Source organism: Pseudomonas sp. NFACC46-3, assembly GCF_900114515.1.
GTDB lineage: Bacteria > Pseudomonadota > Gammaproteobacteria > Pseudomonadales > Pseudomonadaceae > Aquipseudomonas > Aquipseudomonas fluorescens_Q.
Map to the genome: position 1 here is coordinate 34633 of NZ_FOTH01000016.1, position 13064 is coordinate 47696.

General features: G+C 60.6%; 13 protein-coding genes. 6 read left to right on the forward strand and 7 right to left on the reverse strand.

The annotated features are described in order from the left end of the window. Positions 1-77: 77 nt before the first annotated feature. Positions 78-731: a thiopurine S-methyltransferase gene (locus BM300_RS16895; RefSeq protein ID WP_092144819.1), complete on the reverse strand. Its 654-nt coding sequence runs from the start codon at positions 729-731 to the stop codon at positions 78-80. A 104-nt stretch (positions 732-835) separates the two neighbouring features. Here BM300_RS16895 and BM300_RS16900 point away from each other — a divergent pair, with 104 nt between their 5' ends. Beyond that, the gene (locus tag BM300_RS16900) at positions 836-1603 is read left to right on the forward strand and encodes a DODA-type extradiol aromatic ring-opening family dioxygenase (protein WP_092463383.1); all 768 of its coding nucleotides are present in this window, start codon (positions 836-838) and stop codon (positions 1601-1603) included. 109 nt (positions 1604-1712) lie between these two features. Here BM300_RS16900 and BM300_RS16905 read toward each other — a convergent pair whose 3' ends face one another. Together BM300_RS16905 and BM300_RS16915 are read right to left on the reverse strand one after the other, a co-directional pair. Next, the gene (locus BM300_RS16905; protein ID WP_014337279.1) at positions 1713-3386 is read right to left on the reverse strand and encodes a DEAD/DEAH box helicase; all 1674 of its coding nucleotides are present in this window, start codon (positions 3384-3386) and stop codon (positions 1713-1715) included. 925 nt (positions 3387-4311) lie between these two features. After that, on the reverse strand, positions 4312-5067 hold the full coding sequence (locus BM300_RS16915) for a spermidine synthase (protein ID WP_003199402.1): 756 nt from the start codon (positions 5065-5067) through the stop codon (positions 4312-4314). 142 nt (positions 5068-5209) lie between these two features. Between BM300_RS16915 and BM300_RS16920 the strand changes: the two genes are divergently transcribed. Then, positions 5210-6556: a class II 3-deoxy-7-phosphoheptulonate synthase gene (locus tag BM300_RS16920; RefSeq protein ID WP_003199400.1), complete on the forward strand. Its 1347-nt coding sequence runs from the start codon at positions 5210-5212 to the stop codon at positions 6554-6556. 54 nt (positions 6557-6610) lie between these two features. Here the strand turns inward: BM300_RS16920 and BM300_RS16925 are convergent, their stop codons facing one another. After that, on the reverse strand, positions 6611-7840 hold the full coding sequence (locus BM300_RS16925; protein ID WP_092463385.1) for a winged helix-turn-helix domain-containing protein: 1230 nt from the start codon (positions 7838-7840) through the stop codon (positions 6611-6613). Positions 7841-7904: 64 nt separating this feature from the next. After that, positions 7905-8123 (reverse strand): DUF1127 domain-containing protein, encoded by a 219-nt coding sequence (locus tag BM300_RS16930; RefSeq protein ID WP_063322313.1) that lies wholly within the window; start codon positions 8121-8123, stop codon positions 7905-7907. 97 nt (positions 8124-8220) lie between these two features. Between BM300_RS16930 and BM300_RS16935 the strand changes: the two genes are divergently transcribed. Then, positions 8221-9075, forward strand: a complete 855-nt coding sequence (locus tag BM300_RS16935) for a LysR substrate-binding domain-containing protein (protein WP_027912697.1) — start codon at positions 8221-8223, stop codon at positions 9073-9075. Here BM300_RS16935 and BM300_RS16940 read toward each other — a convergent pair. After that, positions 9065-9814: a sulfite exporter TauE/SafE family protein gene (locus BM300_RS16940; RefSeq protein WP_063322314.1), complete on the reverse strand. Its 750-nt coding sequence runs from the start codon at positions 9812-9814 to the stop codon at positions 9065-9067. The genes BM300_RS16935 and BM300_RS16940 overlap by 11 nt on opposite strands. Before the next feature lie 147 nt (positions 9815-9961). Between BM300_RS16940 and BM300_RS16945 the strand changes: the two genes are divergently transcribed. From BM300_RS16945 to BM300_RS16955, 3 genes are all read left to right on the forward strand, one after another. Continuing rightward, on the forward strand, positions 9962-10423 hold the full coding sequence (locus tag BM300_RS16945; protein ID WP_039010909.1) for a MarR family winged helix-turn-helix transcriptional regulator: 462 nt from the start codon (positions 9962-9964) through the stop codon (positions 10421-10423). A gap of 343 nt (positions 10424-10766) precedes the next feature. Next, entirely contained in the window at positions 10767-11186 is a 420-nt protein-coding gene (locus BM300_RS16950) for an organic hydroperoxide resistance protein (RefSeq protein ID WP_003199389.1), read from the forward strand. Between the two features lie 35 nt (positions 11187-11221). Beyond that, positions 11222-12235, forward strand: a complete 1014-nt coding sequence (locus BM300_RS16955; RefSeq protein WP_092463387.1) for an alpha/beta hydrolase — start codon at positions 11222-11224, stop codon at positions 12233-12235. A 222-nt stretch (positions 12236-12457) separates the two neighbouring features. Here the strand turns inward: BM300_RS16955 and BM300_RS16960 are convergent, their stop codons facing one another. Continuing rightward, a complete protein-coding gene (locus BM300_RS16960; protein ID WP_003199385.1) occupies positions 12458-13027 on the reverse strand; it encodes an elongation factor P in 570 nt (189 codons plus the stop codon). Between the last annotated feature and the right edge of the window lie 37 nt (positions 13028-13064).

Below are 13064 nucleotides of genomic sequence, written 5' to 3' on the forward strand. Positions count from 1 at the left end.
GGGGCTGCTGCGCAGCCCAGCGGGAGCAAGCTCCCTCGCCACAAAAGCAGGGGGTTCCCTCACCACAGCTTCATCCGTCAACGATTGGAAATCCGATACACCCGCTCATCCAGCCGCTTCACCCCAGCCTGCAAGAACTTCCAGCTCTCCCCCAGCACATCCTGCTCCTGCAAGACCTCCAGTCGCCAGGCATTACCCAGCAACCTCAGCACCTCATCATTGCCCACGGAGAAAGGCGGGCCAGGCATTTCATCCTGGTTGTAATCCAGGGTAATCAACAATCCGACGCCATTGGGCAAGATCTTCTGCAGATGGGCCGCATACCGCTCTCGCATCGCCACTGGCAAGGCAATCAACGCAGCGCGGTCGTACAACGCCGTGCAATCGGCCACATCTGCAGCACTCAAGGCAAAGAAATCACCACAGCGGATTTCGATGCCCCCGGCACGGAAGACCTTGAACACACCCTCTTCACTCACGCTCGGCTCAAGCCGATGTTCAAGAAAAAAATCATTGGCGGCTTTTTCCGATAACTCCACGCCCAGCACCGAGTACCCCTGATGGGCAAGCCACAGCAGATCCAGGCTTTTGCCACACAATGGCACCAGCACCCGACTGCCCTGGGCCAGGCCCAGTTGCGGCCAAAACCGTTGCAGGTACGGGTTCACCTCCGGTAAGTGAAAACCAATCTGGTTCGATGACCAGCGCTTATGCCAAAACTCGGGCTCCATGATTAACTCCAAGAAATTCGATAAAAACGGGCTAAAACTTATATTAGATTTAGATCATTGACCTGACGGAAGATGATCACATCTTAACGCTCAGGAGCCCCTTCATGCTGCCCAGCCTGTTTATCTCCCATGGCTCACCGATGCTCGCCCTGGAGCCCGGCGACAGCGGTCCGGCATTGGCTCGCCTGGCCGCTCAATTGCCCAAGCCCAAGGCCATCGTCATCGTGTCCGCCCACTGGGAAAGCAACGAATTGCTGGTCAGCGCCAATCCGCAGCCGCGCACCTGGCACGACTTCGGCGGCTTTCCACCAGCCTTGTATGAGGTGCAGTACCCCGCGCCTGGCGATCCTCAACTGGCGACACAAATCGCAGCCGTGCTCAACACCGCGAACCTTCCGGCACGCCTCGACCCTCAACGGCCGTCCGACCATGGCGTCTGGGTGCCATTGTCTTTGATGTACCCAGAAGCCGACATCCCGGTGGTGCAGGTTTCCCTGCCCAGCCGCCAGGGACCGATGTTGCAGACACAGGTCGGCCAGGCCCTGGCGAGCCTGCGTCAGCAAAGCATCTTGCTGATCGGTTCCGGCAGCATCACCCACAACCTGCGCGACCTGGACTGGAACGCCGGCCCCGACAGCATTGAGCCCTGGGCCAAGGCCTTTCGCGACTGGATGGTTGAGAAGCTGGCGGCCGACGACGAGGCCGCGCTGCATGATTACCGTCGCCAGGCGCCGAACGCCGTGCGCAGCCATCCCAGCGATGAGCACTTGCTGCCGCTGTATTTTGCCCGGGGTGCGGGGGGCAAGTTCAGCGTTGTCCATGCGGGGTTCACGATGGGGACGCTGGGGATGGACATCTATCGGTTCGATTGACTGATTGGCCTCCACCCACGCCCCCTGAAGGCACACCAAACGACAGGCATAAAAAATCCCCGAACCAGTCGGGGATTTTTTATGTTCGATCAATCAACCCAAGAGCCGATCAATCTTCGCGATAGCGACGCAGCTTGAGCTGCTTGCCAGCCACACGAGTGTCTTTGAGCTTGGTCAGCAACTTCTCCAGACCATCTTCCGGCAGTTCCACCAGGCTGAAGCTGTCACGCACCTGGATGCGACCGATCGCTTCGCGGGCCAGGCCGCCTTCGTTGAGGATGGCACCCAGCAGGTTCTTGGCGGCGATGCCGTCACGGGCACCCAACGCGGTACGGCAGCGGGCACGACCTTCGGCCAGCGGGATCGGAGCACGACGCTCGCGATCACCACGGTCCGGACGATCACCGGTACGCTCAGGACGGTCGCCACGCGGTGCGTTGTTCGGCACCAGGGGACGCTCCTTCTCGATTGCAGCCAGGTTCAGCGCTTGGCCATTGGTGGCCTTGCGCAGCAGTGCAGCGGCCAGAGCGCGCGGGGTGCAACCGATGTCGGCGGTCAGGCGATCGAGCAGATCACCGTGGGTCGATTCGGCGTCAGCCACCAGTGGCGACAGGCTGTTGGTCAGTTTCTTGATGCGGGCATCGAGAACGGCCTGGGCGTCCGGCAGGCGAACTTCAGCTACCTTCTGGCCAGTTACACGCTCGATCACTTGCAGCATGCGACGCTCACGCGGGGTAACCAGCAGCAGCGCACGGCCTTCGCGACCAGCACGGCCAGTACGGCCGATACGGTGAACGTAGGATTCCGGATCGTACGGCATGTCCACGTTGAATACGTGGGTGATGCGCGGAACGTCCAGGCCACGGGCAGCAACGTCGGTCGCCACAACGATGTCCAGGCGGCCATCCTTGAGGGAGTCGATCACGCGCTCACGCTGGTTCTGGGCAATGTCACCGTTCAGCGCTGCGGCTTTGTAGCCTTTGGCTTCCAGGGCGCTGGCCAGGTCCAGGGTCGCTTGCTTGGTACGCACGAACATGATCAGGGCGTCGAAGTCTTCCACTTCCAACAAGCTGAGAACGGCGGAAGTCTTCTGGTCGGCGTGAACCAGCAGGTGAGCCTGTTCGATCGCGGTGACGGTCTGGGTCTTGGTCTGGATCTTTACGTGTTGCGGATCGCGCAGGTGGCGCTCGGCAATGGCACGGATCGATTGCGGCAAGGTAGCCGAGAACAATACAGTCTGGCGGGTCGCTGGCAGGGCCTTGAAGATGACTTCCAGGTCATCCATGAAACCCAGCTTGAGCATTTCGTCGGCTTCGTCGAGAACCAGGTGGTTCACGGTGGCCAGGACTTTTTCGTCACGACGCAGGTGATCGCACAGACGACCCGGAGTAGCGACAACGATCTGCGCGCCATTACGGATGGCTTTCAGTTGTGGGCCCATCGGGGCACCGCCATAAACGGCCACAACAGTAACGCCAGGCATCTGCTTGGAATAGGTTTCGAAAGCGGTTGCTACTTGCAGCGCCAACTCACGAGTTGGCGCCAGGATCAGGGCTTGCGGTTCGCGCTTGGCAGGATCGATGCGATGCAGGATCGGCAGGGCGAACGCAGCGGTTTTACCCGTACCGGTTTGCGCCTGGCCAATCATGTCGTGGCCGGCCATGATGATCGGGATCGATTGCTGCTGAATCGCCGAAGGTTCTTCGTAGCCGGTCGCAGTGACGGCAGCAAGAATGTTCGGGTTGAGATTAAAAGCGGCGAAGCCGCCGGTTTCCTGGGTCATGGGTCTGCCTCTAAGTGCATCCGCAAAGACCCATGCTCCAAAGCTGCGCATGCCGTGTTGAGACTCAAGAGTCGCCCTGGCTGCTTTGTCGGCGGGGATTTGCGAAAACGAATGAATGAAAAAGAACGTCGTGGAAGCATCCGTTGTGCGGACATGCAACCGAAGCTGACTTCGGGGAATTGCGCTACCTTGACGCGGCCCGGCTAAAGGCCGGCGCGCACTATACCGGAATTCGCCCGAAAAGGGAGCTTTTTTTATTGCCAGATACCGTTATGGGGCTCGTTGGCCTGGGCCTTGGGACAGCCGGCTAAAACGGTTCACCCCAGACAACTTTGCCCTTGGTGGCGAGGGAGCTTGCTCCCGCTCGGCTGCGAAGCAGACGCCTGGGTTGATATCTGAAATCGAAGGGGGCCGCTTCGCGACCCAGCGGGAGCAAGCTCCCTCGCCACAAAAGCATCCCGGTCGATCAACCGATTTGCTCTTGAGACTGACACTGACTCGAGGCATTCCCTTAACCCACGCCGTGCCGAATTCCCCGTGGCGAGGGAGCTTGCTCCCGCTGGGGCGCGCAGCGGCCCTAGAGCCCGGCGACGCGGTGGATCAGGTTGATTGAGTGAGCTTGAGAGGGGCTGCTGCGCAGCCCAGCGGGAGCAAGCTCCCTCGCCACAAAAGCATTCCGGTCGATCAACCGATTTGCTCTTGAGACTGACACTGACTCGAGGCATTCCCTTAACCCACGCCGTGCCGAATTCCCCGTGGCGAGGGAGCTTGCTCCCGCTGGGGCGCGCAGCGGCCCTGGAGCCCGGCGACGCGGTGGATCAGGTTGATTGAGTGAGCTTGAGAGGGGGCTGCTGCGCAGCCCAGCGGGAGCAAGCTCCCTCGCCACAGGGGAACTCACTTGTCAAAAGGTTTTGGGGGCCTTTGATCAGGTCGCCGGCCGGATCGCCTTGATCAACGACTGCAACGAATAACCCAGCCTCGGCGCCAGCCCTTCGGCCCTGGCCACCAGTCCTTGCATGTCCAGCTCCTGATCCAGGTCCGCCGGCACGATCAGGATCACATTGCCCTCCTTCACCGGCAGCTCCCAATAATGCCGGTGGTACAAACCGCGCAACAGCGCCGCGCCCAATGGCTTGCCGTCGTCGGTGGCCCATTGGTTGATCACCAGCCAGCCGCCCGGGTTGAGACGTTTCTGGCAGTTTTCCAGGAAGCCCCAGGCCAGGTGCCCGACGCCAGGACCGACATCGGTATAGAGGTCGACGAAAATCAGGTCCGCAGGCTCAGCGCTTTCAAGCAGTTCCAGTGCATCTCCAACACGGATGTACAGTCGCGGATCGTCATCCAGCCCCAGGTATTCGATGGCCAGGCGCGGCACGTCGGGGCGCAATTCGATGGCCTCGACATCTTCCAACGGCAGGAACTTGAGGCAGGCTTGGGTCAACGTACCAGCGCCCAGACCCAGAAAAAGTGCACTTTCCGGCTGCTCGTGACACAACGCGCCAATGAGCATGGCGCGGGTATAGTCATATTCGAGCCAGCTCGGATCGGCTGTGAACACGCAACTCTGCTCGATGGCATCGCCAAACTCGAGAAACCGATAATCGGCCACTTCGAATACGCGAATCATGCCGAACTCGTCGTGCACCTCGGCGAGCAAATGCTCGACGCGCTCCTCTGTCATTTCATCTCCTGATGGTGACCGTGCCGGCTTGAGCCTGCGGATACGGGACAAAGGCGCGATTGTCCGCGAAGCAACCGGAGCAGGTCACGCACTAATTTGCTGATAACATGGCCGTCCGAGCGTAAATCACCTAGAGATCACGATGAGCCAACCCTGGAGCCCTGACAGCTGGCGCGCCTTGCCGATCCAGCAACAACCCCGCTACCCCGACGCCGCGCACCTGTTGCAGGTGGAGCAGACCCTGGCCAGCTATCCGCCACTGGTGTTTGCCGGTGAAGCCCGGGAGTTGCGCCGTCAGTTCGCCGAGGTGACCCAAGGCCGGGCGTTCCTGCTGCAAGGCGGCGACTGCGCCGAAAGCTTTGCCGAGTTCTCGGCGGCCAAGATCCGCGACACCTTCAAGGTCCTTTTGCAGATGGCGATCGTCATGACCTTTGCCGCCGGCTGCCCGGTGGTCAAGGTTGGGCGCATGGCCGGGCAGTTCGCCAAGCCGCGCTCGGCCAATGATGAAACCATCGACGGCGTGACCTTGCCGGCCTACCGGGGCGACATCGTCAACGGCATCGGTTTCGACGAGAAAAGCCGCGTACCGGACCCGGAGCGGTTGCTGCAGTCCTACCACCAGTCCACCGCCACCTTGAACCTGCTGCGCGCCTTCGCCCAGGGCGGGTTCGCCGACCTGCACCAGGTGCACAAGTGGAACCTGGACTTCATCGCCAACTCGGCCCTGGCGGAAAAATACAGCCACCTGGCCGACCGCATCGACGAAACCCTGGCATTCATGCGCGCCTGCGGCATGGACAGCTCGCCGCAACTGCGTGAAACCAGCTTTTTCACTGCCCACGAAGCGTTGCTGCTCAATTACGAAGAAGCCTTCGTGCGCCGTGACAGCCTGACCAACGACTATTACGACTGCTCGGCCCACATGCTGTGGATCGGCGACCGTACCCGTCAGTTGGACGGCGCCCATGTCGAATTCCTGCGCGGGGTGAACAACCCGATCGGGGTCAAGGTCGGCCCGAGCATGGACCCTGACGACCTGATCCGCCTGATCGACGTGCTCAACCCGCAGAACGACCCCGGCCGACTGAACCTGATCGCCCGGATGGGCGCCAACAAGGTCGGCGAACACTTGCCGCCGCTATTGCGCGCCGTGCAGCGTGAAGGCAAGCAAGTGTTGTGGAGCTCCGACCCGATGCATGGCAACACCATCAAGGCCAGCAGCGGCTACAAGACCCGGGACTTTGCGCAGATCCTCGGCGAAGTGAAGCAGTTCTTCCAGGTCCACGAAGCCGAAGGCACCTATGCCGGCGGAATTCACATCGAGATGACCGGGCAAAACGTCACTGAATGCATCGGCGGCGCGCGCCCGATTACCGAGGATGGGCTATCGGACCGCTACCACACCCACTGCGACCCGCGGATGAATGCCGATCAGTCGCTGGAGCTGGCTTTCCTGATTGCCGAGACATTGAAGCAGGTTCGGCGGTAGGTTCTTCTTCGCCGGTTGGACTGCTATCGCGAGCAAGCTCGCGATAGCGTCGGGTCAGTCACCACTTAACTGGGCCAATGCCACCGCCAACCGAACCCCACCCACCCGCTGACAATTGAGCTGGACCCTTTCCAACCCCAACCAATCGGCCATGCACCGCAGGTTCACCGCCAAGGCTTGCACCCCCTCCTCGTCCAACCCCGGCTCTTCCTCATGCACCGCATGCACCGCCAACCGGCCCAGGGCCCGCTCCGCCCGCAGGTCCACCCGAGCGGCGATGCGTTCATTGTGCAGGAACGGCAACACGTAATAGCCATACACCCGCTTGTGGACAGGCGTGTAGATCTCCAACCGGTAGCGAAAGTCGAACAACCGCTCGGTGCGGTCGCGCTCCCAGACCAGCGAGTCGAACGGCGACAACAAGGCACTGGCGGCGACTTTGCGAGGAATTTTCGCCGCGGGTCGACACCAGGTCGGTTGTTTCCAGCCCTGCACCTGGCAGCGCAGCAGCTCTCCGGCCTCCTCCAACTCAGCCAGGCGCCCGCGGCTGTCGGCCGGAGCGAGGCGAAAGTAGTCGCGCAGGTCTTTCTCTGTCGCAATGCCCAAGGCGTCAGCTGCATGCAGCAGCAAGGCGCGCTGGGCCTGGGCCTCGTCCGGCAACGGTTGCTGCAGGATCGAGGCCGGCAGTACGCGTTCGGGCAAGTCGTAGAGCCGTTCGAACCCGCGCCGCCCCGCCACCGTGACTTCGCCTGCGGCGAACAGCCACTCCAGCGCATGTTTCTCCGCACTCCAGTCCCACCAAGGCCCGGCCTTTTCCTGACGCGTAGACAAGCTGCCAGCACCCAGGGCGCCCTGCTCCTGGACCGCCGCCAGAACGCGGCGGATGACATCCTGGCGTTCTTGGCCGAAACGCGCCAACTGCTGATAAATCCCTTCGCCACCCGACGCCCGATTCATGCGCCAGCGCATCAGCGGATACATCGACATCGGCAGCAGCGAGGCTTCATGCCCCCAGTACTCGAACAGCGTACGACGTCGGCCCTGGCTCCAGGCTGCTTGATCAAGCAAATCGCGATTGTAGTGGCCGAGACGGGAGAACAGCGGGAGGTAATGCGAGCGCACCAACGCATTGACTGAGTCGATCTGCAGGACGCCGAGGCGTTCGATCAGACGGTTGAGGCGTGAGGGTTGCACCGAAGCTGGCGGTGAGCGCCCATCGAATCCTTGGGCGGCCAACGCCAGACGCCGGGCCTGTTTGAGGGTAAAGGACAGAGTCGCGGGCATGGAGATCTCCTTGTCTGCTCGCAACCTACCTCACCAATAAGGGGTTTGTGTAGGAAAGGATGGCTCATTTGTGCATTGGGTCGTCCCAGAATGGCCGAACCACTTCCCGCTCCACATCGGCACGACTCACGCCAATGTCCTTGAGCGCCTCGTCGCTCATTCCGGCCAGCAGTTCGCGCTCGTGGTGCAATTCGTACCAGCGGCTAAACTTGTGCAGCAGGGCGCTGACGGAAAAGCCGTGGGAGAGTTTGTCTATCAGTAGATAACCTTTTTGACCTTTCATCGTGATGTCCTCCGTTGGGGATGGATCAAGTCTCGCGCTAACGATAAGATCAATCCAACGAATGTTTCTTATGCAATACATCTCGGAGATTGATCAATTGTCGAGTTACCCGAGCATCGATACGGAAGTGCTGCGTACCTTTGTCGCCATCGCCGACCAAGGCGGTTTCACCCGGGCCGGGGAATTGGTCAATCGCACCCAGTCTGCCGTCAGCATGCAGATGAAGCGGTTGGAAGAAGACGTGTTGCAACGACGGTTGTTCGAGCGTGACGGACGCCAGGTCAAGCTCACCGCTGAAGGCCAGGTGCTGTTGGGTTACGCGCGGCGGATCCTCAAGCTGCACAGCGAAGTGTTCAATACCCTGCGTGAACCGCACATGGTCGGCACGGTGCGCATCGGCACGCCGGACGATTACGTGATGCGCTTTCTGCCAGGCATCCTGCAACGCTTCGCCCAGTTCTACCCGCTGATCGAAATTGAAGTGCACTGCGAATCGTCCAAGCAGTTGCTGCTGCGCCAGGACCTGGACCTGTCCATCGTCACCCGCAAACCGGGGGACGAAATCGGCCAGTTGCTGCGCAAGGAACGCTTTGTCTGGGCCGAAGCCGCTTGCTTCAATGTCCATGAACAAACACCGCTGCCGCTGGCGATGTTCAACAGTGACTGTTTCTGCCGGCAATGGGCCTGCAATGCGCTGGATGCCATGGGTCGCGATTATCGCGTGGCATACAACAGCTCGAGCCTGTCGGCGCTCATGGCGGTGGTGGGCGCCGGCCTGGCAATCACGGCGCAACTGGAAAGCCTGCTGACCCCGGACATGCGCGTACTGGGCGAAGCTGAAGACCTGCCGGAACTGCCCGAGGCCAGCATCATGCTGATCCGCAACCTGCATAACCCATCGCCGATCACCGAGTGCCTGGCCGAGCACATCGTCGAAGGCTTCAAACTTTAAAGGCGAGCAGCACCGCGCACAGCACCAGGAAACCGCAAAACAGCCCGCGCAACAGCCGCTCCGGCAAGGCGTGGGCGACTTTCACCCCCCAACTGATGCTCAGCAGGCCACCGACGGCCAGCGGCAGGCCGATGCTCCAGTCCACCTCATGGTGAAACGCATAAGTGGCGAGGGTCACGCCGGTGCTGGGCAAGGCCAGTGCCAGGGATAACCCTTGGGCGACCACCTGGCTGGTGCCAAAAATGCTGGTCAGGATCGGCGTCGCGACCACGGCCCCGCCAACACCGAAAAGGCCGCCCATGGTACCGGACGCCGCCCCAAGCACGGCGAGCCATGGCCAGCCATAACGCATCTGCGCCGAAGCCGGTGCGTTGGCGGCGAACATGCGGGCCATGTTGTAGAGTGTCAGCGCGATCAGGAACGCGACGAAGCCGATCCGCATGCTATTCGCGTCGATCCCCACGGCCCAGATCGAACCCAGCCAGGCAAAGCAGAACCCCATGGAAGCCAACGGCAGGACATGGCGCAATTCGATGCGATTGCGCTGGTGATAGCGCCACAACGCAAGCATCACATTGGGCACCACCATGACCAGCGCTGTCCCTTGGGCCATTTGCTGGTCGAGGCCGAACCAGACGCCCAGCACCGGAATGGCAATCAGGCCACCACCGATCCCGAACAATCCCCCCAAGGTGCCCAACACGGCACCAAAGACCAAGAACAGTGCAAATTCGAACACAGAAGACTCCCCTTTTCCTCAGGGCGCTTATCCTACGCAGTCGGCGCCAGCGGGGAAACGTAACATCCATCCGAAATATCAGAATTATCTGGTGCATTAAAGATTCGCCCGCTAGATTCGTATCGATCATTGATTGAAGGTTCTGCCATGAACACCCTGCGCGACACCCCCGAAGCCTGCGAAGCCCTACTACTCGACAACCAGGTCTGTTTCGCCCTGCACTCCACGTCGCTGCTGATGACCAAAGTCTACAAGCCGCTGCTACAGGCCCTGGGCCTGACGTATCCGCAATACCTGGCGATGATGGTGTTGTGGGAAAAGGACGGATTGACCGTCGGTGAAATCAGCACGCGCCTACTGACAGACCCCGGCTCGCTGACGCCACTGCTCAAGCGCCTGGAGGTCGAGGGCCTGCTGAGCCGCACCCGCAGCCGTGAAGACGAACGTGTGGTGATTGTCGAACTCACCGAACAGGGCCGCGCCCTGCGCGAAAAAGCCCTCGACATCCCCCAATGCATCCTCGCCGCCAGCGGCCTGACCCTGGAGCAGTTGAAGAAGCTGCAACTTGACCTGCAGGCACTGCGCGGGCATTTGCAAGACAGCCTCTGACTGACCTCCAACTGACCCACCGCTATCGCGAGCAAGCTCGCTCCCACACTTGATGCTCAGTGGCTATAAATCTGCCTTCGACGCAAATCTAATGTGGGAGCGAGCTTGCTCGCGATGGCGGGGATCCTGCAGCTCCTTGATCTCTAACTCGCCCATCTAAATTTTTTTTGCTGCGCTGAGACGCTCTAGCTCAAGGGTTACATGCCCTTTTAGTGGCGCCAACTCAACTCGCCTCAAAAAAATATCTTGCGCACAAAATATTAGCGCTATACATTTGTCTCACACCTAATTAGCGCGCAAACATTTAGCACGATAACTCCACCCTAGAAACGAGGCTCTCATCATGCAAACTCTCTACACCGCAATCGCAACCTCCACCGGCGGCCGTGATGGTCGTGCGATCTCCAGTGACAACATCCTCGACGTCAAACTCGCCACGCCCAAGGAACTCGGTGGTGCAGGCGGTGCGGCGACCAACCCTGAGCAACTGTTCGCCGCCGGCTACTCGGCCTGCTTCATCGGCGCACTGAAATTCGTGGCTAGCCAGAGCAAACGCAAGATCCCGGACGACGCCTCGATTACCGCCCATGTCGGTATCGGCCAGATCCCCGGCGGTTTCGGCCTCGATATCGACCTGCACATCAGCCTGCCAGGGCTGGACCAGGCCGACGCGCAAAGCCTGGTGGATGCGGCTCACCAAGTCTGCCCGTACTCCAACGCCACCCGCGGCAACGTTGATGTGCGCCTGCACGTGACCGTCTGACCACCAACCCTGGACCCGAACCTAAGGAGATGCACATGAACACGCTCAGCAAAGCCTTTGCCGGCACCCTTCTCGCCCTCAGCGTCAGCAGTGCCTTCGCCGACGGCATCGTCGAACACAACACCCAGGCGTTTCTCGACGTGCTGAATGCCGGCACTGGCAAGCCCCTGGAGCAACTGTCGCCCAAGGACGCCCGCGCCGTATTGGTGGGCGCCCAGGCGGGGGTGAAACTGACTTTGCCCAAGGCCGACGTCAGCGAGAAAACCATCCAGGTCGATGGCCAGCCGATCAGCCTGACCATCGTTCGCCCAGCCGGGGTCAAGGGTGAGTTGCCCGTGTTCATGTTCTTCCACGGAGGTGGCTGGGTATTGGGTGACTTCCCGACCCACGAACGCCTGGTTCGAGATCTGGTGGCGGGCTCGGGCGCTGTCGCGGTGTTCGTCAACTACACGCCCTCACCCGAGGCGCATTACCCGGTGGCGCTCAACCAGGCCTACGCCGCCACGAAATGGGTGGCCGAACACGGCAAGCAGATCAACGTCGACGGCAAGCGCCTGGCCGTGGTGGGCAACAGCGTCGGCGGCAACATGGCGGCGGTCGTGGCCCTGATGGCGAAGGACAAAGGCACGCCGGCGATCCGTTTCCAGGCGTTGCTATGGCCGGTGACTGATGCCAGCTTCGAGACGGCGTCCTACAACCAGTTCGCCGAAGGGCACTTCCTCAGTAAAAACATGATGAAATGGTTCTGGGACAACTACACCACCGATGCCGGGCAACGCGGCGAGATCTATGCCTCGCCGCTGCGGGCCAGCACCGCACAACTCAAGGGCCTGCCGCCAGCGCTGGTGCAGACCGCCGAGGCTGATGTCTTGCGCGATGAAGGCGAAGCCTATGCCCGCAAGCTGGACGCGGCCGGTGTACCCGTCACCGCCGTGCGCTACAACGGCATGATCCACGACTATGGCTTGCTCAACGTGGTCAGCCAGGTCCCAGCGGTGCGTTCGGCGATGTTGCAGGTGTCCGAAGAGCTCAAGCAGCACTTGAAATAACTGGGCCCCGGAGCCTTGGTGGCGAGGGAGCTTGCTCCCGCTCGGCTGCGCAGCAGTCGTAAACTGGGCAAATGCGGTATGACTGGATAATTGCGTTGTCTGGGTTTGGGGCTGCTGTACAGCCCAGCGGGAGCAAGCTCCCTCGCCACAGGGTTCTGCTGTGGCAGTTGAAATAAAAAAGCCCGACTCAATGGTCGGGCTTTTTTATACACAAGGCTTCGCTTATTTAGCGCGGCCTTTGTAGGAACCGCCTTCGCGGGTATCGATCTCGATCATGTCGCCGATTTCGATGAAGTCAGCAACCGACAGCTCGGTACCGTTCTTCAGTTTGGCAGGCTTCATCACCTTGCCGGAAGTGTCACCGCGAGCGGAGCCTTCGGTGTAGTCAACCTGACGCACGATAGTGGTCGGCAGTTCTACGGAAACCAGGCGTTCTTCGAAGAATACGGCTTCGCAGACGTCGGTCATGCCTTCTTCGATGAACGGCAGAACGCTTTCGATGTCTTCGGCGTTCAGCTCGTACATGGTGTAGTCAGTGGTGTCCATGAACGTGTAGGTGTCGCCGCTGATGAAGGACAGGGTCGCTTCTTTGCGGTCGAGGATCACGTCGTCCAGTTTGTCGTCGGCGCTGTAGACGATCTCGGTCTTGTAACCGGTCAGCAGGTTCTTCAGCTTGGTCTTCATGATCGCGCTGTTACGACCCGACTTGGTGAACTCAGCTTTCTGAACCAGCCAAGGATCGTTTTCGAGACGGATCACGGTCCCGGGTTTCAGTTCTTTACCAGTTTTCATTGCGAATATCCGAATTTGGATGGGATTTACAAAAATC